Source organism: Streptomyces sp. NPDC045846, assembly GCF_056431605.1.
On the sequence record NZ_JBWKKJ010000023.1, the window covers coordinates 45,467 to 70,158 of the forward strand.

Genomic DNA, 24,692 nt, shown 5'->3' on the forward strand with positions numbered 1-24,692 from the left:
TTCTGTGCAGCCTCCGCAGCGGCGAAAGGAGCCTCCGGCGGCGCAGCCGCGCTCGGATCCGGTAGCGGAGCGAGGCGCGCTCTTCGCTCTCCTCGATGGCGAGGACCTGGCGGTCGATGCCGGTGCGGTGGTGATCGGCGAGGGGAGTGTAAATCTAACGGCGGATCCGACGATCATGGGAGAGACGTCAAGTGGCTGACGCCGCCGTGGAGTTGGGGATCGTGGAGCCTGTCGAGAAGGACTTGTCCGGGCCGCCTGTGCCTGTGTCGGACGAGCAGTTGGTGGCGATGCTGGTGGAGCGGGCCCGGTCAGAGGGGCTGCAGCTGACCGGGCAGGGCGGGCTGCTGCAGCAGCTGACCAAGCGGGTCCTGGAGTCCGCCCTGGAAGGTGAGATCACTGATCACCTCGGCTACGAGAAGCACGAATCAGCCGGCCGGGGCAGTGGCAACTCCCGCAACGGAGGCCGGGCCAAGACCGTGCTGACGGACGTGGGGCCGGTCGAGATCAAGGTCCCGCGTGACGTGTCGGGCACGTTCGAGCCGCAGATCATCAAGAAGCGGCAACGCCGGCTGACCGGGGTCGATGAAATGGTTCTGTCGTTGTCCGCGAAGGGGCTCACGCACGGCGAGATCGCCGCCCACCTGGCCGAGGTCTACGGAGCCGAGGTGTCCAAGCAGACCATCTCCACCATTACTGACAAGGTGATGGAGGGCATGGCCGAGTGGCAGAACCGGCCGCTCGACCGCGTTTACCCCGTTTTGTTCGTCGACGCGATCAACGTCAAGATCAGAGACGGGAAGGTCGCGAACCGGCCGATCTACGTGGTGATGGCCGTGACCGTGGACGGCACCCGCGACATCCTCGGCATCTGGGCCGGCGAGGGCGGCGAGGGAGCGAAGTACTGGCTGCACGTGTTCACCGAGCTCAAGAACCGCGGCCTGGACGACACGCTGATGCTGGTCTGTGACGGGCTCAGGGGCCTGCCCGAGGCCGTGGAGGCCGTCTGGCCCCGCACGATCGTCCAGACGTGCGTGGTGCATCTGCTGCGGAACTCGTTCCGTTACGCCGCCCGTCAGGACTGGGACAAGGTAGCCAAGGCTCTCAAGCCCGTCTACACCGCACCCGGCGAGGACGCAGCCACGGAACGCTTCCTGGAGTTCCAGGAGGCGTGGGGCCGGAAGTATCCGGCGATCGTGAAGCTGTGGTCCGACGCCTGGGCCGAGTTCGTACCCTTCCTCTCCTTCGACGTCGAGATCCGCAAGGTCATCTGCAGCACGAACGCGATCGAGAGCGTCAACGCACGCATCCGCCGAGCTGTTCGCGCCCGCGGGCACTTCCCCAACGAAGCCGCCGCCCTCAAGTGCATCTACATGGCGCTGATGAGTCTCGACCCGACCGGGAAGGGCCGCAGGCGGTGGACCATGCGCTGGAAAGCACCCCTCAACGCGTTCCAGATCGCCTTCGAAGGACGCCTGACCCCAAGCAACAACTGACCATCAACAAACAAGGTCAGCCGTTAAATTGACACACCCGAGCCGCGCAACGGTGACGGTAGGGGCGGCTGCTCTGGTGGTCGGGGCTGCATGCGGCGCTACGGCAGGCATCGCATGTGCAGTAGCGGGAGGCGTGACAGCAGGTCTCTGGGCAGGTGCCGCTGCCGGTGGTACAGCCGCCGCGCTGGGAGCCAGTACCGAGAGTGCTGTCTTTGGTGGCGTGGCTGCCGGGGTACTGGGGCCATTCGTGCCTGGATTCAAATAGCGGCGAAGGATTGAACGGAGAAAGCATGGATCGGAAAAGAGCAGCTCGGCTGGTTCTGTGGGTCGTCTGCGGCATGCTGATCTTCTTCGCTGTGTACTACGTCACCCAGCGGTGACACGTGGTGGCCGTGGCCCGGCAGCCAGCCGGGCCATGGCACCAAGATGTGGGGCGCCACCACCTACAGAAGCGGAGTGTGATCGGCGGTGCATGGACCCTGGCGCGGCCTCGACCGCATCCGATGGGCGGCCATAGCTCTCTCGATCTGCGCAGTGTCAACGATCGTCTGCGTTGTGTGGGTTGATTCCATGTTCGCCCTGTGGGTTTTTTACGCCCTTTCCTTCGTATCGATCACGCAGGTCTTCCAAGGCATAAGGGAAGTGAAGCGGCAGACGCGGCTGGACAGTCACCGATAACAGCCCGTTCCACTTGGGAGGGTTACGTCCAGGGAAGTGGTGTACGGGGTTCGACCTGATCCGGGGGTTTGCTCCGGCGTTGGGATGAGGCCCGCATAGATGAACGGCCACCGGCTGATCTTCGAGGTGTCGAAGCCCGAAGGAGATCAGCACGATGACCGCACCCGACAGTCTGCCCCTGCACACCCTCGCCGAGGACAACCTCACCGCGGCGAGTCCCGATCTGCTGCGCGCGATGGTCAAGACGTTCGCCGACGCGCTCATGTCCGCCGAAGCGGACGCCCTTTGCAATGCCGAATACGGCCAGGTCAGCGACGCGCGCGTCAACCACCGCAACGGATATCGCCCGCGCGAGTGGGACACCCGGGCGGGCACCGTCGAACTTGCCATCCCCAAGCTCAGGTCCGGGAGTTACTTCCCGCACTGGCTCCTCGAACGACGCCGGCGGGCCGAACAAGCCCTCATCTCGGTGGTCGCCACCGCCTACCTGCTGGGGGTCTCCACCCGCCGAGTGGAGAAGCTCGCCGAGTCCCTGGGCGTCACCCAGCTGTCGAAGTCCCAGGTCAGCGCGATGGCCAAGCACCTGGACGAGCAGGTCGCCGCGTTCCGTAACCGGCCTCTGGATACCGGCCCTTACTCGTTCGTCTGGGTCGACGCGCTGACCCAGAAGGTCCGCGAGGGCGGCCGAATCATCAACGTCCACGCGTTGATCGCGGTCGGCGTCAACGCCGACGGCCACCGCGAGATCCTCGGCCTGGACGTGGCCACAGCCGAGGACGGTGCCGGCTGGCTGGCCTTCCTGCGCTCCCTGATCGTCCGCGGCCTGTCCGGCGTCCAACTGGTCGTCTCCGACGCCCACATGGGTCTGGTGAACGCGATCGGTGCCACCCTGCCCGGCGCGAGCTGGCAGCGATGCCGCACCCACTACGCCCGCGCACTGCTGAGCCAGGTGCCCAAGTCGGCCCAGCCATGGGTGGCCACCCTGCTGCGGACCGTCTTCGAACAGCCCGACACCGATGCCGTCCAGGCCCAGATGCGGCACGTCCTGGATGCCCTGGAGGCCAAGTTTCCCAACGCCGCGGCCCACTTGGATGCCGCTCAGGGCGACGTGCTGGCGTTCACCGCGTTCCCGCGGGAGATCTGGCGGCAGATCTGGTCGAACAACCCACAGGAACGACTGAACAAGGAGATCCGCCGCCGCACCGACGTCGTCGGGATCTTCCCCGACCGCACCGCCCTCATCCGGCTCGTCGGCGCAGTGCTGGCCGAGCAGAACGACGAATGGACCGAAGCCCGCCGCTACATGGGACTCGACCTGCTCGCCAAGGCCCGCCTCCACCCGATCGAGTCAGAAATCGACGACACCGTCCTCCCAACCGAACTGTCCGCATAACCTCAAAACGAGATCACCGAGTGGCCGTTGATACACCACTCACGCGGACGTGACCCTTGGGAGGCTGGGCTGCTCACCGGGTCAACGCTGTCCGACGCCGCGCCCGGCTGCTCCCTCAGCACCTGGACGGCGTCCCGCTCCGGCCTCTCAGTGACGACTCGTAGACAACGTAGTCCCAGATGTCTCGCACCATAGCTCTGGGGATGTCCCCCGCAGGCCCTGGCCTGCGGGGGACACGGGGGACACAGGTCACGGTGTGGCCTGCCTCCACTGCTGCTGGCCCGCGTCATTACGGTCCCAGATCTGCACCTTGGTGCCGTTGTGGAAGGCGCTCGACGCATCGGCATCCAGGGCCCGGCCGGAGGCGATCTGGGTGATCGTCGAGAAGCCGTTCTTGTAGCCAAACCCGGTCCAGCTCTCGTACTGGGTGCCCCAGCAGTACTCCAGAATCGCCCACGAGCCGTTCGCGAGGGAACCCGACGGATCGGTCGACAGACACAGACCCGACTGTTGGTGCTTCAGCTGATAGACCGTTCCGTTGGTCCACACCCGCGTCCACTGCTGGTCAGCGGTCCCGTTGCAGGTCCACAGCTGCACGTGCGACCTCAGCTGCGCACTGCCACCGTCCAGACACATCGCCGAACGACCGTTCTGCATCGCGCTCGGCCCGTCAGCGGCCTGGGCCGACCCGGCCCCCGCAAAGGGAAGCAGCAGGCCCCCTAACGCCAGCACAGCCACCGCGAATCGCTTGCTCATACCTTTCACAGCACCCCTCCGCATCAAAGGTATGGACCAACTGTCCGGTCCGGATCGTATCGGGACCTCCACGCATCCGGCTGGCGTTTGCTGCACTTCGCATGCCCCGTCGCAGACTCGCTGGTCGGCTGGCTGGTCGCCGTTTCTCCGTCCGACACCCGGCATTGATGACGGTCAGCAACTCACTGGCACAGTGCGCCACACCGACATCGCTGGACCGACGAGCGAAACGAGAGGTGCCATGCCAGAGGACCCGATCAGCCAGAGGTGGCCCGCATCCTGAACGAGAAGCTCCAGCGGGTGATCGACAAGCAGACGGAGCACCATCGCCCTGGCCAACCACACCGCGTCCCTCGACCGGCTCGAGAAGGGCCAGGAACAGCTGAAGGAGGACCTGGGCGAGATGAAGGACATGCTCCGCCAGCTCCTCAGCCGTGACACGAGCGACAGCTGACTAGCCTCAGCGGTCAGGCGGCGGGCGGCTGACCCCAAAGCGAGGCCTGGTCACGGCCCCACGGCGAAACCCGCCATCGCCCACGGGACCTCCGGGGTGGAGCCCGCGGGACACGTTGTCGGCTCTCCTCGCTGCCGTCCCTGATGGTCTGTGCAATGACCCCGGTCGGGCATGCGTCCCTGGTGGCCGCCCGGTGAGAGCCGCTCCTGAGGGCCTGGGCCGCTACCGGAGCCCCAGCGAGAAGATTCCTGGGAGCCGGCTGGACGCCCTGAGCGCACCGTCGCCAGTCCACTCTCTCCTGTCCGAACGTCCCTCGAAACCCGCCCCGTTGGGGACGGCAAGCTGTGCCTGACCGCCCTCCGTCTCTATTCCTCGTCGCGCAGGTCGACCGGCCGCAGGCGCTGCTTGGCTGCTTCCAAGAGTTCTGCATAGTTGGAAGCAAAGATTCCTGGGAGGGACTTGTCGAGTTTCCCGGCAATCTTGTGGATGGGAGCCCATAGCGCCCTGTCGTCTTCGTCCACGATCCGTGAAAGGTCGGTCATTTGAAGTCGCTCCAGCCAGTCTGACAGGACCAGAGCTTCGTCGACTGTGAGGCGGATCTCGATGTACTCAGTGTTTTTGTTGTCTTCCATCAGCATTTCCGTTTGAGCAGGGTGGGGCGTTACATCTGTATCGAAACATGCTGCCCGGTCCTGAGGTCACATAATGCCTGGCTGAAGTGTCGCGGTAGTCGCCAGCCCACCGGCCGGAGCCTGCCCGGGCGGATGAGCGAAGTGCCGTCGCACCTTCCCGCCGAGCCGCCCGCGCGTCACCAGCGGTACCCGCGTGGCCGCCGGCGCCTCGAAGCCGTGGAAGCAGTAGAAGCAGAGCCGACCACCAGTAAGTCGTCCTGCATCGAACCCCTCACCCCTCCCCTTCACGGCGTCATCCGGTAGCTGCCGTTCCCGTCGGCCCGGGAAACCCGCCGCCCCACAAGACGTGCCGTACCGGCCCGTGAACGCTGCCCTGCGGTCCAATCGTGAGGTCCACCGCGCCCTGATGGACAAAACCTGTTCGCCGACGTGTCCGCTTCGCAGGTCAGGCTGCGTTTCGGTCGAACGCCGATAGACGTTGCGCGCGCCAACTACAGGGAGGAATAGGGGCCTTGCTCGTCCATGGTTGGATTCCTTCCTGCCCTCGTCGGTGCGCAAGCGCCGGCCTGTCGCCAGGCCGACGGCTGAGTTGCCTACCCAGGGCATAGCAGGGGTAAGCAGGGCACGCAGTCGACAGGGAGCCAGCTGTGATCACGCCTGCCCTGACCGCTTTTCCAATCGGTTGCGCCGGCGCTCCCACCACCAGTCCCGGATGTGGAGACGAGCACGGGTGAACCGGCTGTCGAACACGCGGAAGGACGGGTCGCTCAGCCGGACCATGTCTTGATCGACACCCAGGGACATGCCGAAGAATTCGCCCTTCTTGAGTTCCTCGTACAGAGCGATGCCGCTGATGACGACGGTGTTGATCGGGGCCTTGGCGCGGTAGCTGTTCCGCTTCTCGTCCGGCATTCGGTTGAGTTCGGTCTCGGCCGGACGGCCAGGGCGCGAGGGCGGGACGGCGGGCCGGTGTAGCCGACGACGTCGGCGTCGATCGTGTCTGCGTGCCGGATCTTCACCCTTCTCTGCACCAAGTCAAGGAGAACCTTTGAGGTGTTGGTGCGGCGGAGGTCGTAGAGATCGCCGATGACGCGGCGAAGGCCGGGACGAAGATTCCTCCGTCCCGGCCTTCGCGCTGCCCTTATGGCACTGGTGGCCCGGCCGGACCGTTGGTCGGCACCGAGCCAGCTGGAGACGCAGGCTGGGGTGCCGCACCATTCGCGGCCTGCTGTAGGCCACGGAAGGCGCCGCTGATCCCCGATCCGATCAGGCTTGCCTCCGACGCAGTGACAGGCCGGCCGAGGAACTTGGCAACCACCACGACCATCGGAGGGATGAGCGCGACTGCGACCCAGGTGTGCCCGCTTTGGGCCAGCCAAACGGTGGCCAGGAGCAACGCGATCAGCGCGAGGAAGCCCATCACAGTCTCAAAGCGTTGTTGCTTCCGTTCATCTGCCCGCTGTTCCCGTTCGTGCTCACGTTGCTCGCGAGCGTTCCACGCCTCCAGCAACGATGCCTTGCCGGGGCCGTCCAGATCCGTCTGCTGCAGCACGAGCTGATAGACGTCCCGAAGGCCTTGATCTCTCTGGCTTCGCGTCATCGGCCCGGCCCCCCCAGTCGGCCCATGTCTTGCGGGATCTCCCCAGCTCGCAGACTGCGAGTCAACTCGGCGACGATCCCTCGCTGCCGACTCCGGGCAGCCTCCCGGCGCTCGATCCGGACCGCGAGATACCTGGATACGGCTCCCGAGACGACCGCGCCCGACGTGGTAGCGATATACAGGGCCTCCAGCATGGACGCCACTAACTCACCCCCGATATATGCCTGTTGCCGCGAATTGACCGCACCCATACCAGTAGAACACGGCACTCGGACATTCCGGCCGCGCCGGTCGCCATGCCTGAGATCCAATGACGTCACCCGTCGGGGTGACGGGTGCCGGGCAGGCCGAGCAGGACCTTCGACCGGGGATTTTCCCGAACAACATCTCCGCCTTGAACGGCTATCGAGGTGTGCTGGGCCCGCCTGCCTTGTTGCATGGTCCGTGGCTTAGGGGTTCAGGTTGGTGGCCCGGCAGTTGCGGCAGGCGAGGTAGCCGTGGCTGCCGTAGCGGTGGATGGGGGCGGCACACAGCATGCAGGGCCCCACTTCCCAGGGCGGGCAGCCCAGTTCGGCCGCGACGGCGCGGCGTTCCCCGGGGGAAAGACGGAGCTGGACGGGACGGCTGGGGGCGCGGTGAAGCTGCGGAGGTTCCCCGTCCAGGGTGCGCACGCCGGTGGCGGAGCTGGTGTCCCGGCGTGGCCGGCGGGCGTCGCGGTGGGGACGTTCGTCGCCGTAGCGGCAGGTCGGATCGATGTCCTCGCCGGTGAAGGTGAGGGGCACCTCCTCGATGGGCGGCCGGTCGCCCTGCCCGTCCGAGCGCCCTTCGAGCTCGTACCAGAGTCGGACGTCGTCGGCATGGGCCCACAGGTGCGAGGTGCGGCGCGGATTGTCAGGGTCACGGGTGCGGATCACCTGGTGCTCGCCGTCGGCGGTGGTGACGATCAGTTCGTCGAGTGCGGTGGCCCGTTCCTGAGGAAGGCACAGGGCAGGCAGGAACCAGCCGTAGTGCCAATCCCTGCAGGCCTGGCCGTTGTTGGGGCAGGGCCGCTCGCTCGACGGGGTGCACTTCCAGATCTGCAGGTGGCGTACGCCGCCCCGGACCAGCATGGCCAGCGGGGATGCGATGCGCTGCCAGGGAACATCGTCCACCCTGAGCCACGGAGCCCTGTCGATCAAGGAGGAGGCGGCGTCCGGGGTGACCCACACGGGCGTGATCGTATGGTCGCGTGCCTGGGCGGTGCGCCGGTAGACCGCGGATTCGCTGATGGGGGAGTACTGCGACTTCCATCCGACTCTGCTGCCCTGTCCGGCGACCAGGACGTCGCTGATCCGCGCCCCGTCGGAGGTACGGACGTTGGTCTCCACAGCCAGCCCGTGGGACGTTGCGGTGCGGGCGATCCGGTCGTTCATCGCCTTGCGCCGCTCGGTCTCCGCGGGCGTGGCCACATGCGTGAGCGGCAGATGCACCGCGGTCAGGACAATGCCCTCGCCCCGCCGCTGACCGCGGACGAACATCCACGGCGTCTTGTCCGCGAGCGCGCATCGGCAGGTGCCGCCAGCCCGATCGGTCAGGCACTGCAGCAGCGTCCTTGAACGCTCGGAGACGGGCCGGGTGACCTCTTCCAGCAGGCCGGGGCGATCCGGATGCCCCAGGTCCGGCCGGGACAGGTTGATCTCTATGCCGTACTCGGTGTGAAACACCCCGTTGGCCATACAACGGACGGTAGAGAGTTCCGGTCAAAGCCGGTAGAGGCACGGCATCGGGCAAACAGCCTGGGGTGCGCATCGTGCTCCCCTTCTCGTTCCCCAGCCGCGAGACGGGTACGGGTACGTACCCGTACCCGTACCCTGTGGAGTGGAGAGGAGTACGACCGTGGCTGATGCCAATGTGCGCATCCCCGAGGATGCCAAGGAACGCCTGGCGGCGATCGCTGCTGCGGAGGGGCTGTCGTTGCGGGCCTATCTGGCCCGGCTCGCGGAGACCCTGCTGACTCCGGCGGAGCGGGAGGCGCGGGCCGAGCAGGCGCGGGCGGCGCTGCAGGAGTGGAACGGCTACGCGCCGAGCACTGCGGAACAACGGGACCTGGACGCGGAGCTGGACCGCCGGCTGGAGCAGGCGGCCGGGCGATGAGCGAGGCGATGCACATCGTCCTGGACGACACGGCGATGGCCGCTGCCGGGCAGGGCAACGTCCTGGCGTCCCGGCTGATCCATCGTGCTCATGCCGAGCCGGACTGGTTTCTGTACGCGCCGGTGTGCTCGCTCATCGAGGCGGATCGGGCCCGGCCGGGGACGGCCGAGCACATCGCGGCGATGCCCGGCATCACGGTGCTCGATCTGGACCTGTCTGCCGCCCTGGCCGTGGCGAGGGAAGCCACCTGGGGCCCGGCCCACGCCCAGTACGCGGCGCAGCCCACGCCGGACCGGCCCGACGGCGCGGTCGTTGCCACCACCGTTCCCAAGCAGTGGGAAGGCCTCCCCGTGCGGGTCCTGGACCTCACACCCTGAGCCGGCCCCGCCGTAGCCCAGCGGCCGGGTCACCGGTGGCCGCGGTCCGCGGCGGGCGGCGGCCCGTGTCGTCGAACTGAGCGATTTCGCGCTCGTACTCGACGGTGATCTCCCCGTAGTAGTTGACCGCGGAGCTGCGGGCGGGGGAGATGTGCGCGAGGACCTCGGCGTCGCCTCGCCGCCGGCGGTGCGCAGTTCCTCAACGGCCAGGCCCATGTACTCGGTGTGCCAGCAGATGACGGCGTTCGTCACGATGGTCAGGCACCACGCCTGCTCGTTTTGCTGGTCGGGCTGGCGGCGGGTGACCTCTGCAGGGCAATGCGGCCGAGAAGTTCCAGGCCCGGCGAAGGAAGCCGTGCGGCACGACGACGAGGAGCCGGTTAACTGGCACCGATACTCCGACACGGAGAAACGATTCAGCGGCATCTAAACGGGTGATATCGCCTCCATGCTGCGTCTCCAGTTCCAGCGCGGGTTACTGCCCAAAAGGACAGAGGCTCCCGGAGCTGAAAGGAAACACGTATGAGCATGCGCACTCTGGCTACTTTCGCAGCAGCACCCGAAGCTACCCCTCACAGCCTTTGGCGTTGGCGCTGCACGGCTGCTGCCATCGCTACAGCCGGAACGGTGATCCTCTCCGCTGTGACTGTCGCACCGGCCAGTGCGGGCGCGGCCCTTGCGCCGCCGCCCGTGTACACCTGCGCAAAGGTGTCCGTTTTCCAAAAGAACGGTCCCGAATATGGAGACTCGATTATTGGCAGTGCCCCCTGTACTCGCCCGAAGGGAACATCCTACCTTCACAACATCGACAACGCTTTCGTCGTCGTAGAAAAGGGGACAGGCGTCAAATATAACTGCAAGGGGACGGAAAACGTCGGCGGGTACCCCCTCTTCAAAGGCGGGCGCTACGACGAAGGCAGGACAAAAGAAACGCTTGTCGCCTCTAGGTGCACGCTGGCCAAGTAGCGCTACCCCTCCACCTCGCGCTGCGCGGCGAGAAGCATCGTGGCGGCTGCTCCCCGAAGGGTGGAGGACATCACGGCCGTCGCGAAGTTCGCGTGGTACAACCGCGAGCGGCTGGGTCTGCTGCGCGTGGTGGAGCGGGCGATCGTGCTGCACGCCATGCGGTGGGACGACGAACTGCGCAGCCCCGAGACTCGGGCGCCCAAGGCGGTCGACCTGACGGAGCGGGAAGGCGACGCCGCGATCCAGCTGTTGGAGTCCATGGCACGCGACGATGTCAGCGACATGCGGGGCCACTACCGCGAAGCCGTCGAAGAACTGCTGGCCGCCAAGGCCGAACACCGTGAACCCCGGTCTGTTGACGAAGAAGCACCGGAGCCGACCGGGCAGGTCGTCGACATCACGGCCGCCCTCAACGCAAGTGTCGAGGCTGCCAAGGCAGGCCGCGGCGAGGACACCAAAGCAGCCACTGTCCACGACCTGCCGAAGAAACGGGCAGCCAAGACCGCGGCCAGGAAGGCGACGGGTCGCAAGCCCCGCTCCGCATAGAGGATCTGTAGAAGTTGGACCCGATCCTCGGCCAGAGTCACCGACAGGTGTCGCAGCGAATCGAGGCCAGCTACGCGCCTGGGGCATGGCGTGGCAGTTCCGCCACGGAGACTCCAAAACTGGCTCGCCACTGATCCTGCCCCATGATGCAGAGAAGACTCCGGTACGCGCGTGGCTGCGAGTGTGCGCCCCCTCGACGCCTCGGCGCGCCGCGAGAAAGGCGTAGTTGTCGGGTATCGACGCCGCTATCGTCCCGACAGCTGGGGTGTCTGCCACACACCCAGGGGAATGCACCGCGAGGGGGGCTCGTGTATTCAACAGTGCGACAGGGCGGCGTGTTCCGGGGGCATTACGCATGTTCTCTGACCTTGGTCATGGTGCTGGTTGCTGCGTTGCTCACCGGTTTGACGGGACGCGCGTCGGCAGCTCCGGTCGGGACGGTCGGTGATCCCGATTTCGAGCAACAGACCAGTCGGACCATTTCTGCTCCATGGGTGGGCGAGGGTCCGGACTACAAGGGCATTGACATCGATCTCGGCTACCAGAAGACGGGGCGGAAGAACGCGTTCATCCGCACCTCCAGCCGCAGCTGGAATGCCGTCACACAGCGGGTGACGGTAAAACCCCAGACGGTCTATTACCTGGATGGCTGGGTGCGAACCTCCGGGAACTACACGACCGGCTACTTCGGGGCACGAGGGATGAACGGCCGCACGGTCGTCCAGAAGAACTACGGGAAGGTGATCAGTAACGGCGCCTACCAGGTTCTGCGCATGGCTTTCAACTCCGGCACCAACACCTTCGTCACGCTCTACGCTGGGTACTACGCTCCGGGCGCCGACTCCTGGGTACAGATCGATGACATCACCCTCGTCGACACTCCCTACGCGGAATGGGCTGGCTACGTGGTAGCCAGCAGCCCGGTCAACGCGGCTCCGCGCGCGGTGACCGCGGTGTGGACGGAGCCGCTCTGGGTTTGCCGTCAGCGGTATCCCGACGACCAGCTCGGTATCTGGGTCGGCCTCGACGGGACTGCCAACAGTTCCAAGGAAAGCCTTGTCCAGATCGGTGTCCTGGCCAACTGCCGAGGCCGGGTAGGCGACCTGTACCCGGAGTACGAAGCATTCTGGGAGGTCATCAACGGGGGCGTTGACACCAAGGCGCAGCCAGTCCCCATCGTCGCCCAGCCTGGGGACGTCATGGCGGCTTCAGTGGTCCGAAGCGCAGCTGATCCTGCCAACTACATCCTCACCCTCGACAACCGGTCCCGCCCAGGACACAGTCAAACCCTCACGCAGAGGGCTCCAGCGGCTCGCTCGGAGAGCGCTGAGGTCATCGCCGAGCGGGGCTTCAGCGCCCCATTCACCGGCACTTGGCCTAAGACCGTCAATGTGGCGTTTTCCTATGTCACCGTCGATGGTTGGCCGCTCTCCGCCTACGACGCACGTCCAGCCCTAGCGCGCCAAGCTGACCCGGGAACGGTGTACGGCCCTACGGCCGCGACCACCGACAGCGGCGGTTACAGCCACTTCTCCGTCACCTCACAATCGGGGTAGCCACTACAGCGCGGACGGATTCGCGTTACGGCCCGCACCGCGGACTCTCTGACGACGAATTGTCGAGCAGTGGTCGTAAGGCGTCTGATGGACTGCCCGGACTCGGTAAGCGGCGTTGACCTAGGTGGTCAGCCTTCGGTGGCACGGCATGGGCAGCTAACTGTCCAGGTACGCCTGGCGATCACGGACGAGCCTGTGCCAGCGGGTGCGTACGGATTCATCGCCGTCGATCCATCGCGGTGGGGGAGGGCAGCGGCAGGTCGGCCATGAAGTGGGCGATTCGATGAAGTGGGCGAAGTCGCCTGTGTCAGCGGTGAGTTCGTGGAGTCGACCGACGGTGGCGGCCAGGCCGTCGGCATCCTTGCGGACGGCGTGTTGGAAGGCGAGGGCCAGTTCCACGAACCGGTGGACGTAGGGCAGGCCCCCGGTGTCGATATCGGGGCGCAGGCCGTGGGCGCGGTCGGAGATATCGGCGCCTCCAGCGTCCCTGATGAGCGCGACGATGTGGGCGAGGAGAGTGTTGGCGCGCTGGTCGAGGCCGACCAAGAGCTGGTGGGCGAAGGCGAGTTCGCCTGGATCGACGCTGAGCGCGGTCAGCCGTTCCTGCTGCTCGGGGAGGAGTTGCGCCCAAGTGCTCGGCTGTTTCTGTTGGTGGAGCCATCGTCCGAGGTCGTCGCCGTCGAACCGTACACCGGGGGCGATGTCGGGCAGGTGGCCGTCGGCGTCGATGAGGTCGGCGAGGACGCGGTAGTGGCGTTGCCAGTTGAGTGGCCAGGGGCAGTTCCAGTCGGGGTCGATCTCTGTCAGCTGTACGGCCCCGGTTGTTGCGGTGTCCTGGTTCTTCCCGAGGCCGCCTGTGCGGCGGGGGTTGGCGAGGTGTTGTCCGATGGGCATCATCTGGTCGTCCTCACCCCAGACGGCGTCCTGACAGGGCGCGAGGTGCCCGGTCGCCCGCCGGAACGATCGCAGCGCGGCCAGCTTGGTCTCCCACGCTTCCTCGCCGGGTTCCCACACCATCCCGGCCTCCGGCGCGTCCAGCAGCGACTTGCGCCGCTCCTCCAACTCCCCGGCCCGCAGCGCCTTGCGCTGCTGGTGCACCCACCGTCCGAGGGGGAAGTCCTTCGTCACCCCGACTTCGGGGACGGCGTAGAGGCCGGTGATGTCGTTCTCTTTCCGCCACCGCAGCAGGGCTTGGTAGCCCTCCAGCCATACGAGGGATTCGGGCCGGTAGACGCGGGTGCGCAGGAACGCCGCGATCGTGGCGGCGTCGCGCGGGCTGGAGAAGTGCGGCAGCGCCGACTCGGCGGCGGCATCGGTGCCGTCGTGCTCCTGGTCCTCGCCGTCGCTCTTGCCGCCTGCGCCGACGATCCGCCCGTCCTCATCGCGCTGGACGTGAATCTTGCGCTTGCCGCTCGTGAGGGCGCGGGAGGCGAGCTGCTCAACGAGTCTCATCGTGGCTGCGCAGGCCTTGGAGGACCGCTACGAGCGGTTTGAAGCTGGCGCTGGCGACCATGTCCTGCGGATCCTCGCCCGGCTCCAAGAACACCGGCACGATGATCCGAGCCACCTTCGTGGAGCCGTCCTTGTTGAGACGGAGCGCCCGGCCGATGTTCTGCACGATCTCGACCTGGGATCCGCGGGTGTCGGCGAAGCAGATCGAGTCGACTCCTCGCTCGCCGGTGATGTCGACGCCCTCGCCGAGTACGCGAACGCTGGCGAGGAAGGCGCGGTGGCCGGTGGCGTCGATGCCGTTGGCGAACTGCCACAAAACCTCCCGCCGCTCACTGATGAGGTGGTCGCCGCACAGCCACGCCGACCAGACCCGGTCCGGCGGAACGTGCCGGCCGGCCTCCAGCTCGTAGAACTCCGCCTCGATCGACGACTTCGGCAGCTTCTCCGCGGCGACCAGGTCGGCGCCTGTGGCGTCGGTGACGTACAGCTCGGCTGCCGTCTGGGGGAGCTTGTCGGCGAAGGCGCGGGCCTCTTCGACCTTCTGGTGGAACGTCATGACGGTGCGCAGGTTGTACGCGGCCGCGTGTTCCAGGAGCGCGGTCTGCAGCAGGGCCAGGCGCCGGCCGCGCTGCGCCTCCTCGGATTCTCCGAGGACGGGGGAGGGGTCGTGGATCTCGAGGACGTCGATCTCGAACCCGGCGAGGATCTCCCGCTCGATCGCCTCGCTCAGTCCGAGTTCCGCGAGCCACGGCCCGTAGGTTCCCTGCGGGTCGTCGGCCATGGACGCGAGCTCCAGCTCCTGGCTGCCGGTGCCCTTCTGGGGTCGGGCCGCGGCGAGGATGCGCGGGGTGGCGGTCAGGTAGAGCCGGAAGTCGACGGGGATCCGGGCGTTGTCATGGATCGCCGCCCACGGACGACCAAGATCACCAGCCGTTCCGTGAGCCTCATCCACGATCGCGAGGTCGAACGGAGCCGTCTGCTGCCCGTAGAGGCGTTCTCCGCCCGCCAGGGCGGCCTCCAGCGGCCCACGAACCTTCTGCCGACCGGTCGGTCCTCCGGGTCTTCGCGGCCGACGAGGGAGGCGTACGTGGCGAACACGATGACCGGCCCTGATGCGGCCCACAGGGCGAGCTGGATCGGATTCGTCGTGGCGCGCACGCCCAGGGAGTCGAGGACCACATCGCCCTCGAGCGAGCACACGGCAACCATCGGGGCCCGATGGCCCACCGCCCGCCAGGCCTGGGCGGTCTGTACGAGCAGGTCCAGCGTCGGCACCGTCACGCCGATCCGGCCGCCGGGAAAGCAGTCCAGCGCGCACGAGGCGGCGGTGATGGTCTTGCCCGAACCGGTCGCGGACACGATCGTCCCCCGCACCCCCCCCGCACGGGCACCGAATCTCGTGCAGGAAATCCCACCCACTCCCGGACACGCGCTTTCTGCGCCACCTGGTGCCCCCTGAGCTGAACAGCGGTCATGCCCTCGCATCCTCTGACGCTCAACCCTCAACCCGTGCAGGCTCCTTTGCCGCGCGAGGCCGTGTGTACGACGTCGTTGCCCATCAGGAGGCGGCGATGCCGGAGCAGCTGCTATCGCCCCTGGCCACCGAAGTCGAGCACGACGACCAGGAACTGGAGACCGGACGCCGGGAGGCGATCGACCTGATGGCGCCGCGGGCCTTGCGGGCGTCCCGCAGAGACGTGGAAGCCCTCGATCTCACGACCGAACGCCTGCGCCATCTCCAGGACGCGTTCACCAAAGCGGCCGACGCTCCCGCGTCCGCGCGGACCGCTTCACCGACCAGGACGACGCCGACGCAGTGCGCCCGGTGCGCCAGGGCGACCAGCAGGCGCACCCCCCCCCGCAGGAGGCCTGACCGCATCACGACCGGGAGGTCGGCCACTGAGGGGATCCGATGGTGCGCACCGACGATGCGGTGGACTCCACTGAGTGGAGTCCACCGGCCGGAGTGGAGGACGCGTGTTCGCCACCGGGCGCAAAGTCCCTGTGCGCATCACGCTTCGGTTGCTCAGGTTTCGGCGGATACGGCGTTGTCATGGGGTTCTCCGCTCACAACCAGCACCGCGTCATCGTCCTCTACGGTGAGCGATGCCCGCCAGATTCGTTCCTCCCACTCATGCGGCCAGGCGGTGGCCGCATTCCATTTCACCCCTTCTAGAGGGACTCCTTCGAGATCAACGGACTGCAGGTCAGCCCCTCGAAAGTCGCTGCTCGCTGCTTCCACCGCAGCTACGGCTGCGGCAAGCGCGGCTGCGGCTCGATAGGTCACATCCAGGTCATCCACGACATCTTGGGATACCTCTAGTACGCCGAGCCAGGACACTCCTTCCACGTCGAGGCAAGGCATCAGTTCGTGGACCAGCAGATACCGCGAGTTGCGGGCCTCATGCTCAAGACGTGCGGCTGGTGCCGCGAGATGGCCTTCCACCGCCTCGAGGTAGCCGGGGGCAGTCAGTGCATGAGGCCTCTTGAGCCGAAGCACCTCGCTGATGCCCGCACTCGCCTGAGTCAGAACGACATGGGCGTCAGGCGGGAGCTCCTCGTGCTCAAGGCTCGCCATCAGCTCCCGGACGTTCACGAGAGCATTACCGATCAGCCTGCGAAGGTCCTGCGGCCAGAAGGACTGCATGATGCCCAGGGCCTGCCGCCGGTACTTCAGGCGCAGTGATGCCGGCCGGCGCATGAGGACATTGTCACTACCGGCTTGGGGTGACGTCGGCAGCACCTGCTGTTCGTCGGTCACCGCACCGTCGTCCATCGGGGCAAGACGGCTGAGCACTGCGTGCTGCGTCTGGCGGTGCGCCGAGGCTAGCAGCCGCCCCAGATGCTGGTCGGGATCTCGAAGTTCCGGAGGCCCCCCTCTTCCCATCAGACCGTCATAGATCGCAATCCCCAACTGTTCGTGTGCGGAGGCCAAGAGCACGTTCAGGTGCCGCTCGGCGTCAGGGTCGTTGCTCATCACTCCTCCTCACTGATACTTCCGTGCGGCTGCCCCAGCCCCAGGGCGGCTTTGAGTCCAGCCCGGCCCCGGGCCAGGTTCTGACGTACAGCCTCAGGAGTGATCCCCATGGCTTTGGCGCTCTCTTGCGTGGTGAAGCCGTCCAGATACCAGGCCATCGCGGCTCTCTGTTTGGATGGCAGGTTCAGCAGTAGTTCGATGACCCGACGCTCCTCAGCACCGAGCTCAAGGGCGTAGGCAGGCGTCTGCCAGTGGGCCACGGGGAAGTCGGGCACTTCGGCGCACAGATCTTCCGACTTCACCTGCTGGCGGAGCCAGGAGCGCCAGGCCACCGTCCGCAGCCACGCTTTCGGGAAGTCGATAGCTGTGCCGGGCCTGCACATTTGAGTAAAGGCGTCTTGCGCCACGTCCTGTGCCTCGTTCCAGGAAGCCCCATGCAGGAGCAGAAAGCGCACGAGGTTCGGGAACTCGGCAAAGTGCAGCTCCTCCGCCATCTCCCGGCCGGTGCCAGGTGGAGCGGCCTCTGATTTGCGTTGGTCGGTGACCTGTAGCTCAGTACTGGCTGCGTCCTCCACTCCGATTCCCCCTGTCCCCAACGCAGGAACAGGAGTGACGGTGCGCGCGGGTCCGATGAGGGCGGCACCCGGTGGCAACGCGGTGGTGGGCGATCCGTTCCACCTCATTCTCCAGCCAGTACCTTGCGAGCCAAACACCTATCCGCGCGGTACCCACCAGCGCCAAAGGGGTCACTACAACCACAATCGGGTCCACGGGATCTCCGTCCATCTCAACAGCGGCCACCACGCGTGTCGCCACTGCCCTTGTAGTACAAGGGCGCCGCCGGAACGTGACATTGCGCAGCTCAGGTCAACGGCCCAAATCGAGAGGGGAGTTGGCGACGCGCGCACACGGCAGATGGGGAGGCGCTGCACCACGTGCTGTGTCGCGCCTCCTCCTGGCGGCAGACCCGCCTCGCCGCCCAAGACCGCAGCCGAGCACCTCGGCGAGGTGTTGGGCGAACAGATCTGGCGCGAGGTCGGCATCGGCGGCCGGGACGACACCGAGCCGCTCAGGGCAAAGATCACCATCCTCGAACAGGAGATGGTCGTCCTGGAACTCAAGCTCCAGGACCGGGGCGACGAGTTGAACGCCGCCCGCACGACCACTCATGTCCCAGCTCAACCGCGACCCGCCCTGGCGCCACTGAAAGCGCAGGTCAGGCCCCTGACTTTCTTCCCCGCCCGATAGCCGTGAGGAAGAGGTCCCTCGTCACCGACGGGCGGGCGCCGGACCCCGTCGTCGACCGGCTGGATAGCCGCGAATGAACAGTGCGGTGCCCAGGACAGCGCCGCGGGAGGCCCGCAGGCCATGAGTTTTTCCGGAGGCGGCAGAGCATCTGCTGCGTCAGATGGACAAGGACAAGCCCCACTGACGCAGGCGTCGGGCGCCGAGCTGTCGTGGTGTCCCAGCGCGTGACACTGCTGCGCCCGGTGCCAACGTCCGTGCGTGGTCGGGTCATTCGCTGAACAGCGGCACGTGTGCCGCCTCGATGTCGCTGCGAACACGGTGCGGCCGGACGGGGTGGCGCCACCGCCCTGCGGAATCGCAGGCGATCTGGCGACCACTCTTGCTCGCCCCGAACCCCGCCATCCCGTCGAGCAGTTACGGCACGTTCGTGCAGGCTGCTGATCAGGGCACGCGACGGTGGCGGTGGTGGTAGTGAAGCGAAGCGAGCCATGTGGGCCGGCGGCCCGGTGGGGGGACCCTGGGCCTCCCCTCCCCGTAAGACGGGGCGGCAGTCGGCGCGCGGCCTGCGGCCGGGCCGCAGGGTCAGGGTCCCCGGGTCAGTGCGGTGTGCGGGGCCTCGCGGGCGTCCGCCCGGCAAGGGTGATCATGCGGCGGGGGGAGAGAATCGGTGGCCCCTCACTGGACCAGGCTGGTGTGCGGGTGTCCTCCGTTCGCCGGGCAGGCGTACAGCTGGAGGCGGTTGGCGTCCAGCACCGTGATCCCGGGCGGATTGAACCAGATGTCCTCGGGCGCGCCGGTGGGCTGGTCCTCGTACGGGATCCAACTCGTGGTGTTGCGCTGCCATTCGGATGAGGCGATGGTCAGCAGAGGCACCATCGAGCTCCCGCAGGCCACACAGAACCGCGGCACGGGGTCGGTCAGTCCCCAGCGGGACCAGCCACCGACCTTCCAGCCGGGGGCGTGGGACAGAGCGTCGTCATAAAGCTGCTCCGGGTCGGCCTCGTCGACCACGATGCCCGCTGCCTGCCAGAGCGCCGGGTCCTTGATCTGCTCTCTCAGCTCCTTGGGGAGTTCCCCGTAATGGGGGTACTCGGTGATCTGTTCCGGCGCGAGTACGCAAGGCTTGGGTATGTAAAGGTCCTCGTCCGCTTCGAACGGCTCGGGCGGCGCGGCCAGTGCGTCGGTGACATCCGCGGCGGTCCGCCAGCACACCTCGATCGGAATACTTGAGTCGGGATCGTGCTCCGAGGGGCACCACAGGACCTGCAGCAGGTCGCTCCGCCCGGGCGGCCGCAGCAGGGGTATGTCCCGCGCGTACAACTGGGCCACGGGCACCATGGGGTTAGGCCATTCATGCCCGATGCGGCAGTACAGCCACGGTTGCTGAGCGGGCCACAGCAAGGGCCCGCCGATCGAGCTGTCGTGCACCGTGGGAGAACCGGGGCGCGGGTGCAGCCGTGTTGCGGGTCGTGCGATCGGAGCCAGTTCGGGGAAGACCGCAGTCACCTCGAGCGGCCGTGGCGGAGTTGTGCGAACAAACCTCATGCCAGTGATCTTTCCACCAGCCATTGACAGCCCCCTGCCACTTCAACGGCACCAGCGCGCAACCCGCGACAACGCCCACCCAATCAGCCGGTCAGATCGGTGCCCGCGTGGACCAGGTCGAAGACCACGCGCGACGGGCCCTGACGGGCGGCCGCAGACCGGCTCCCAGGCTCGACCGCGTCAACGAGCCCGTCGACGACCTGGTGGACAAGCTGCGCCGCTACCACGACTGGTTCGGGCTCCTGGCGCCGAAGGCCGATGCGAACAAGGAGAAGGCGGCCCGGCGGCGGGGTGCGGCGGTGCACGGCTTCCGGCTGTGGTCGCGGATCTACCCGGCGACCGGGCGGGAGGGCTATGTGCCGGTGGCGTTCGTGTTCACGGGCAGGACTGCCGCGCAGCGCGCGAGCCGGATGCGGCGCCTGGAGCAGGCGGCGCGCCGCCACTTCGCTGGCACCCGGTACCCGTGGGCCGGGTTCACGGCCGTCGACTACCACCAGGTGGTGCCCGTGGTCGTCACCGAGCTGGAGCGGATCTGTGCCGATCCGGCTGGGGCAGCGGGCAGGGTGTGGCGGCGGCTCGGGCGCGAGGAGTGGCAGACGCTGAGCGAGGCCCTGGACAACCCGGACGGCGAGCGGCTGTACGCGGTGGAGGAGGAGCAGTCCCGCAGGCGGCAGGCGGAACGCAAGGCTGCGGAGCGGGAGGCGCAGCGGCCGGTGTGCACGCAGTGCGGCACCAAGTTCACCGACGAACGCTGGCAGTCAACCCGGCAGTACTCCTGGCACAGCAAGACAGCTGGCCTGTGCGGACCGTGCAGGCCGGAGCACTGGGCCCGGCTCGAAGCCGAACGCGTCGCGCAGCGCGAGGCGGAGGAAGCTGCGGCGCGGGAGGCGGCCGAAGCGGAGGCGAAGAAGAACCGCGGCCTGTTCCGCCGCCGGTAGCCGTGGGCAAGCCCAAGGGGACCCTGGGCAAGCCACCCTCGGACGGCGGCTTGCCCACCCCGGCCGGGGCGCGAGGTGGGCAAGCAGGGCCGGGGCACGGCCGGGGACGCCAAACCCGAGCGCCGTGGACGGCGCCGGCGCCCAGGTCCTCGCGATGTTCTCCGAGCGCTCCGGCGTGTTCGCGGACGCTGAGCGGTGGGCGCTCTGGAGGTGGGAGCGGGCCTGGCCGTGCCGTGTCTACCCAGCCTCGCGGGAGGGTTGCACCGGAAGGGGGCTGAACGGTTGCCTGGACGGTTGTTTTCGGCAGGGGACGGGAGGTGTGACCGAAGGTGTGAACCCCCGGACTCGGCAGCCGATCGTTTGCCCAGGTCAGCCCCCGTGGGCAAGCCCTCCTCGGAAAACGACACCTCTTACCTACGCGATAGCCGAAGGGAAGAGGCCATGTTCCAGGCGGGGCGGCCGGAGAGCGCCTTGCCCGCTGTCACCGCCGGGCGAAAGGATCGACACGACACGGACGTCACGACCGGGGGGGGAAGTACACGGTGAGCAACAAGCTGCTGGCGCCGGACGGATGGCTCGTGCTGGGACGGCCCTGGCCGGAGCAGACCTGAGACGGTTGGGGTGAGTGGACGGTGGCTATTGCCCCGACGATGATCTCGCGCGCCACCGAGGCCGCCCACGCCGAGCCGCGGTTGCGGGCCCCCGGCTGCGGACCGGCCTTCGAGGGGCCGTGGTCCCGGCCGGAGAGCTCCACCGACTGAACCAGCTGCAGAAGGCCATCGGGCCCGGTGTGCCCCCCCAGATGCCGGTGGCCTGCTCCTGCCACTCATCTGACGACCGCGCACACGTAGCGGCACTGGCCGGACATGACGCCGCCACCGCGCTCGGGAGGAACGCGGTGGCGGGTGATGCGACTCCGCCTCACCGGGGCCCGTTCAGTCGGACCCCGGTGAGGCAGCGGAGGTCCGGTTACTTCCAGACCTGGTAGTCGCCGCCGTTGCACGCGTGGGTGTAGACATCGCCCTGATCGTTGCTGTCGAGGCACAGGCGGGTCTGGCGGTTGACGAGCTGCATCCCGTCACCCTTCCAGTTCTCCTCCCACTGCTGGTAGTAGTTCGCTGGGGAGGAGCAGGGCTCGATGTAGACCCGGCCGAGGCCGTTGGAGTCGGCGTACCAGCTGGCGAGGCAATAGCCCTTGAAGTAGCCGTTGTTGGTCGTGATCTTCCACGAGCCGTTGGCGTTCTCGAGGTTGTTCTGCGAGTCGTTCCAGCTGGACGTGAAGTGCTTGCCGTCGAAGATGCCGACGTTCTGGCAGCGCAGCGAGGCCTGTGCGTCGGTGTCGAGCCCGGCGTTGTTATACACGCGGAGGCAGCCGCCAGTGGCCTTGTTGCGCCAGACGATGTTGTCGGATGCATGAGCCGTCGTCGAAACCGCCATCAGAAGCACGGGAACCGACGCAAAGGCCAGCGCGGCGCGGCCCTTGGAAACCGTGAACATTTTCTTCTCTTTCCCCCTGGCGCGAATCCTGGTCCATGCGGACTCGCGCACTCGTCATTGCTCATGAACCGTAGGATCGAAGATCATCAGGGATCAAGGGACTTGATCATAATCTGAGCCTGCATCCACCGCGTGATAGTCGACCTGTGGACGAAGAAATGAGAAGAGGTGCCCGCTGACCTGGGATGATGGAAGTTCCTACGCCCTCATCAGCTCCCACGAAGACCCGATAGCCGCACCGCACCCAGCGACGGGCCAGGCCTCCACCGAGGCCGGCCCCGCCGACGATCACGGCCCGCGCTGTCGGTGGTGCCTGGGAGCCTGGTCGGATGAACGACGGTGACGAGCTGCTGCGCGGCCGGGTGTACGGCCGCGACCACGACGACCCCAATCCGGGCCCGCGGCCGCACCAGACGTAGGCCGCACTGATCGGCGGGCCGCTGGACGGACTGCTGCGCGACTGAAGCTTGGCCGTTTGTCAGCAAACCTTGACGGACGCGAATTAGTGTCAGCGAAGGTTGAGTCCCGAAGGTCAAGGAGGCGCGATGTCCGAGCCCGTCCCCGACGATTTGCGCTGCTCTCGCTGCGGTGTCCTGCCGGAGCCGCTCCTCTGCCTCGGCCACAAGCCCGACGGCACGCCGTCCACCGACATGCCTCCGGCGCTGCTCGCGCTTGAAGCCGAGCTCGGCCTTGCCGAGGACGCGCGCCGCCGGGCCACCGGTGCCGTGCTCACCGATGCCCAGACCGCCGCGATGCTGCGTGCCATGGCCGCCGACCCCGAACTAGTGTCCTGCGCCGGAGATCCGTTGGCAGTAGCGGGCCAGGGAGTCGAGGATTTCTGCGGCTGTTTTGGTCCAGATGAATGGCTTGGGGTTGGTGTTCCAATCCTTGACCCATGCGCGGATGTCGGCTTCGAGGGTTTGCACGCTGTGGTGTGTGCCTCGGCGGATCCTCTGGTCGGTGAGGGAGCCGAACCACCGCTCGACCTGGTTCAGCCAGGATGAGTAGGTCGGGGTGAAGTGCACGTGGAACCTAGGGTGTTTGAGTAACCAGGCTCTGATCGCCGGGGTCTTGTGGGTGCCGTAATTGTCGACGATGAGATGGACCGCCAGGTGGTCCGGGACCGTCTTGTCGATCCGGATCAGGAACTTCTTGAACTACAGGGCCCGGTGGCGGCGGTGCAGCGCGGTGATGACTTCACCGGTGGCGACGTCGAACGCGGCGAACAAGGTGGTCAGTCCGTTGCGCAAGTAGTCGTGGGTGCGGCGCTCGGGCATGCCCGGCCTCATCGGCAGCACAGGCTGGGACCGCCCCAGGGCCTGGATCTGGGACTTCTCGTCCACCGAGAGGACCACCGCGCCCTCGGGCGGGTTGAAGTACAAGGCGACGACGTCGTGGAGCTTCTCCACGAACAACGGATCCGTGGGCAGCTTGAAGGTGTCCGTCAGATGGGGCTTGAGCTGGAACCTCCGCCAGATCCGGCCGACAGTCGACTTTGACAGGCCGCTGCGGTCCGCCATCGAAGAACGCGACCAGTGGGTCGCGTTCTTCGGCATCTCCTCCAGTGTGGCCACCACCACGGCTTCCACCGCATCGATGCCGATGGTGGGCGGCCGGCCGGGCCGGGGCTCATCCACCAGCCCATCCAGGCGCTGGGCCAGGAACCGACGTCGCCACTTGCGGACCGTGTCCGCAGCCACCCCCAGGTTTCGGGCCACCTCTACGATCGGCGGCACCTGTGGACCCGCACACGCCAGCACGATCCGCGCCCGCAGAGCAAGTGACTGCGCCGACGTTGCCCGGCGGGTCCACCGCTCGAGCACCACACGCTCGTCGTCGGCCAGGAGCAACGGCTCCAGCTTCGGACCCCGACGAGGAACTGACGCACCAGCAGCAGAAGTCACACAACAACTAACGACTCACTACTGGCGCAGGACACTAGTAGTGCTTCGTTAGGTCTATGCGTTTGTGCTGATCAAGAGCATGTTGAGATGTATGGATGCGCATGAAGTGGACCGGATGCGGGCGGCGTTGGGACTGTTCGTGGAAGATGTGTTCGCCTCGGTGCCGCGCAAGGATCAGCGGGCCAAGGGCGAGTGCTATCTGCGGGGGCTGATGCTGGACGGCCGTCGCAAGTCGATCCAGCCGATGGCTCAGCGGTTGCCGGACGGAAACATGCAGGCGCTGCAGCAGTTCGTCAATCAGTCGCCGTGGCAGTGGACGCCGGTCCGGCGACGGATCGCCGAGCGGCTGGTTCAGGTGATCGGGCCCGAGGTGTGGGTGGTCGACGATGTGTCGTTTCCCAAGTGCGGGCGGGCGTCGGTCGGGGTGGCCCGGCAGTACTGCGGTGCGCTGGGGGCCTGTGTCTGAATAACTGTCAGAGTTGATCTGTGCAGGGGTTGTCGTGTGGTGGTATGCGTGCCTGCAGTTGGGTGAGGGTGCGGGCCGGGG

Annotated in this window: 19 protein-coding genes and 4 pseudogenes; 11 read left to right on the forward strand and 12 right to left on the reverse strand. The window is 67.0% G+C overall.

What is annotated here, in order from left to right:
* The first annotated feature begins 287 nt into the window (after window positions 1-287).
* Entirely contained in the window at window positions 288-1,493 is a 1,206-nt protein-coding gene (locus AC07F3_RS38600) for an IS256 family transposase (RefSeq protein WP_479119574.1), read from the forward strand.
* A gap of 832 nt (window positions 1,494-2,325) precedes the next feature.
* Window positions 2,326-3,564 carry an IS256 family transposase gene (locus tag AC07F3_RS38605; RefSeq protein ID WP_479119543.1) on the forward strand — a complete coding sequence of 413 codons (1,239 nt, stop codon included), beginning with the start codon at window positions 2,326-2,328 and terminating at the stop codon, window positions 3,562-3,564.
* A 249-nt stretch (window positions 3,565-3,813) separates the two neighbouring features.
* On the opposite strand, the gene AC07F3_RS38610 is transcribed toward AC07F3_RS38605, so the two are convergent.
* From AC07F3_RS38610 to AC07F3_RS38630, 5 genes are all read right to left on the reverse strand, one after another.
* Window positions 3,814-4,320, reverse strand: coding sequence for an RICIN domain-containing protein (locus AC07F3_RS38610; RefSeq protein WP_479119544.1), 507 nt, complete (start codon window positions 4,318-4,320; stop codon window positions 3,814-3,816).
* Between the two features lie 819 nt (window positions 4,321-5,139).
* Window positions 5,140-5,406 (reverse strand): hypothetical protein, encoded by a 267-nt coding sequence (locus tag AC07F3_RS38615; RefSeq protein ID WP_479119546.1) that lies wholly within the window; start codon window positions 5,404-5,406, stop codon window positions 5,140-5,142.
* Between the two features lie 651 nt (window positions 5,407-6,057).
* Window positions 6,058-6,318 carry a hypothetical protein gene (locus AC07F3_RS38620; protein ID WP_479119547.1) on the reverse strand — a complete coding sequence of 87 codons (261 nt, stop codon included), beginning with the start codon at window positions 6,316-6,318 and terminating at the stop codon, window positions 6,058-6,060.
* Window positions 6,319-6,547: 229 nt separating this feature from the next.
* The gene (locus tag AC07F3_RS38625) at window positions 6,548-7,006 is read right to left on the reverse strand and encodes a hypothetical protein (RefSeq protein ID WP_479119548.1); all 459 of its coding nucleotides are present in this window, start codon (window positions 7,004-7,006) and stop codon (window positions 6,548-6,550) included.
* Between the two features lie 449 nt (window positions 7,007-7,455).
* Window positions 7,456-8,721, reverse strand: coding sequence for a competence protein CoiA family protein (locus AC07F3_RS38630; protein ID WP_479119550.1), 1,266 nt, complete (start codon window positions 8,719-8,721; stop codon window positions 7,456-7,458).
* A gap of 160 nt (window positions 8,722-8,881) precedes the next feature.
* On the opposite strand from AC07F3_RS38630, the gene AC07F3_RS38635 reads away from it, so the two are divergent.
* Window positions 8,882-9,139, forward strand: a complete 258-nt coding sequence (locus tag AC07F3_RS38635; protein ID WP_479119552.1) for a hypothetical protein — start codon at window positions 8,882-8,884, stop codon at window positions 9,137-9,139.
* Window positions 9,136-9,516, forward strand: a complete 381-nt coding sequence (locus AC07F3_RS38640; RefSeq protein ID WP_479119553.1) for a PIN domain-containing protein — start codon at window positions 9,136-9,138, stop codon at window positions 9,514-9,516. The genes AC07F3_RS38635 and AC07F3_RS38640 overlap by 4 nt, the downstream gene beginning before the upstream one ends.
* 171 nt (window positions 9,517-9,687) lie before the next feature.
* Here AC07F3_RS38640 and AC07F3_RS38645 read toward each other — a convergent pair.
* Window positions 9,688-9,942 (reverse strand): annotated as a pseudogene (locus AC07F3_RS38645) (Tn3 family transposase); the annotation flags it as partial.
* A 96-nt stretch (window positions 9,943-10,038) separates the two neighbouring features.
* Here AC07F3_RS38645 and AC07F3_RS38650 point away from each other — a divergent pair.
* The 3 genes from AC07F3_RS38650 (at window position 10,039) to AC07F3_RS38660 (ending at window position 12,584) form a co-directional block, all read left to right on the forward strand.
* Window positions 10,039-10,482 carry a hypothetical protein gene (locus AC07F3_RS38650; protein WP_479119555.1) on the forward strand — a complete coding sequence of 148 codons (444 nt, stop codon included), beginning with the start codon at window positions 10,039-10,041 and terminating at the stop codon, window positions 10,480-10,482.
* A 60-nt stretch (window positions 10,483-10,542) separates the two neighbouring features.
* Window positions 10,543-11,028 carry a Ku family protein gene (locus AC07F3_RS38655; protein WP_479119557.1) on the forward strand — a complete coding sequence of 162 codons (486 nt, stop codon included), beginning with the start codon at window positions 10,543-10,545 and terminating at the stop codon, window positions 11,026-11,028.
* A 368-nt stretch (window positions 11,029-11,396) separates the two neighbouring features.
* Entirely contained in the window at window positions 11,397-12,584 is a 1,188-nt protein-coding gene (locus AC07F3_RS38660; RefSeq protein WP_479119559.1) for a hypothetical protein, read from the forward strand.
* 567 nt (window positions 12,585-13,151) lie between these two features.
* Here AC07F3_RS38660 and AC07F3_RS38665 read toward each other — a convergent pair.
* The 3 genes and pseudogenes from AC07F3_RS38665 to AC07F3_RS38675 form a co-directional block, all read right to left on the reverse strand.
* A pseudogene (locus AC07F3_RS38665) lies at window positions 13,152-15,511 on the reverse strand (helicase associated domain-containing protein); the annotation flags it as partial.
* Window positions 15,512-16,062: 551 nt separating this feature from the next.
* Window positions 16,063-17,013: a hypothetical protein gene (locus AC07F3_RS38670; protein WP_479119560.1), complete on the reverse strand. Its 951-nt coding sequence runs from the start codon at window positions 17,011-17,013 to the stop codon at window positions 16,063-16,065.
* Entirely contained in the window at window positions 17,013-17,588 is a 576-nt protein-coding gene (locus AC07F3_RS38675; protein ID WP_479119561.1) for an RNA polymerase sigma factor, read from the reverse strand. The genes AC07F3_RS38670 and AC07F3_RS38675 overlap by 1 nt, the downstream gene beginning before the upstream one ends.
* A 436-nt stretch (window positions 17,589-18,024) precedes the next feature.
* Here AC07F3_RS38675 and AC07F3_RS38680 point away from each other — a divergent pair, with 436 nt between their 5' ends.
* Window positions 18,025-18,261: a hypothetical protein gene (locus AC07F3_RS38680; protein ID WP_479119563.1), complete on the forward strand. Its 237-nt coding sequence runs from the start codon at window positions 18,025-18,027 to the stop codon at window positions 18,259-18,261.
* Between the two features lie 675 nt (window positions 18,262-18,936).
* On the opposite strand, the gene AC07F3_RS38685 is transcribed toward AC07F3_RS38680, so the two are convergent.
* The gene (locus tag AC07F3_RS38685) at window positions 18,937-19,599 is read right to left on the reverse strand and encodes a hypothetical protein (RefSeq protein WP_479119565.1); all 663 of its coding nucleotides are present in this window, start codon (window positions 19,597-19,599) and stop codon (window positions 18,937-18,939) included.
* A gap of 314 nt (window positions 19,600-19,913) precedes the next feature.
* On the opposite strand from AC07F3_RS38685, the gene AC07F3_RS38690 reads away from it, so the two are divergent.
* Both AC07F3_RS38690 and AC07F3_RS38695 read left to right on the forward strand, forming a co-directional pair.
* Window positions 19,914-20,744 (forward strand): hypothetical protein, encoded by an 831-nt coding sequence (locus tag AC07F3_RS38690; RefSeq protein WP_479119566.1) that lies wholly within the window; start codon window positions 19,914-19,916, stop codon window positions 20,742-20,744.
* Between the two features lie 632 nt (window positions 20,745-21,376).
* The gene (locus AC07F3_RS38695) at window positions 21,377-21,505 is read left to right on the forward strand and encodes a hypothetical protein (RefSeq protein ID WP_479119568.1); all 129 of its coding nucleotides are present in this window, start codon (window positions 21,377-21,379) and stop codon (window positions 21,503-21,505) included.
* 208 nt (window positions 21,506-21,713) lie between these two features.
* Here the strand turns inward: AC07F3_RS38695 and AC07F3_RS38700 are convergent, their stop codons facing one another.
* The gene (locus AC07F3_RS38700; RefSeq protein ID WP_479119570.1) at window positions 21,714-22,181 is read right to left on the reverse strand and encodes an RICIN domain-containing protein; all 468 of its coding nucleotides are present in this window, start codon (window positions 22,179-22,181) and stop codon (window positions 21,714-21,716) included.
* Between the two features lie 842 nt (window positions 22,182-23,023).
* Window positions 23,024-24,145: pseudogene (locus AC07F3_RS38705) on the reverse strand (IS630 family transposase).
* Window positions 24,146-24,236: 91 nt separating this feature from the next.
* Between AC07F3_RS38705 and AC07F3_RS38710 the strand changes: the two are divergent.
* Window positions 24,237-24,599: pseudogene (locus AC07F3_RS38710) on the forward strand (transposase); the annotation flags it as partial.
* Window positions 24,600-24,692: the final 93 nt, after the last annotated feature.

Coding starts and splice junctions, on each gene's coding strand:
- AC07F3_RS38600 (WP_479119574.1), top strand. CDS start 288: ATGCTGGTGGAGCGGGCCCGGTCAGAGGGGCTGCAGCTGACCGGGCAG.
- AC07F3_RS38605 (WP_479119543.1), top strand. CDS start 2,326: ATGACCGCACCCGACAGTCTGCCCCTGCACACCCTCGCCGAGGACAAC.
- AC07F3_RS38610 (WP_479119544.1), bottom strand. CDS start 4,320: ATGAGCAAGCGATTCGCGGTGGCTGTGCTGGCGTTAGGGGGCCTGCTG.
- AC07F3_RS38615 (WP_479119546.1), bottom strand. CDS start 5,406: ATGGAAGACAACAAAAACACTGAGTACATCGAGATCCGCCTCACAGTC.
- AC07F3_RS38620 (WP_479119547.1), bottom strand. CDS start 6,318: ATGCCGGACGAGAAGCGGAACAGCTACCGCGCCAAGGCCCCGATCAAC.
- AC07F3_RS38625 (WP_479119548.1), bottom strand. CDS start 7,006: ATGACGCGAAGCCAGAGAGATCAAGGCCTTCGGGACGTCTATCAGCTC.
- AC07F3_RS38630 (WP_479119550.1), bottom strand. CDS start 8,721: ATGGCCAACGGGGTGTTTCACACCGAGTACGGCATAGAGATCAACCTG.
- AC07F3_RS38640 (WP_479119553.1), top strand. CDS start 9,136: ATGAGCGAGGCGATGCACATCGTCCTGGACGACACGGCGATGGCCGCT.
- AC07F3_RS38650 (WP_479119555.1), top strand. CDS start 10,039: ATGAGCATGCGCACTCTGGCTACTTTCGCAGCAGCACCCGAAGCTACC.
- AC07F3_RS38670 (WP_479119560.1), bottom strand. CDS start 17,013: ATGAGCAACGACCCTGACGCCGAGCGGCACCTGAACGTGCTCTTGGCC.
- AC07F3_RS38685 (WP_479119565.1), bottom strand. CDS start 19,599: ATGGTGCCCGTGGCCCAGTTGTACGCGCGGGACATACCCCTGCTGCGG.
- AC07F3_RS38700 (WP_479119570.1), bottom strand. CDS start 22,181: ATGGCGGTTTCGACGACGGCTCATGCATCCGACAACATCGTCTGGCGC.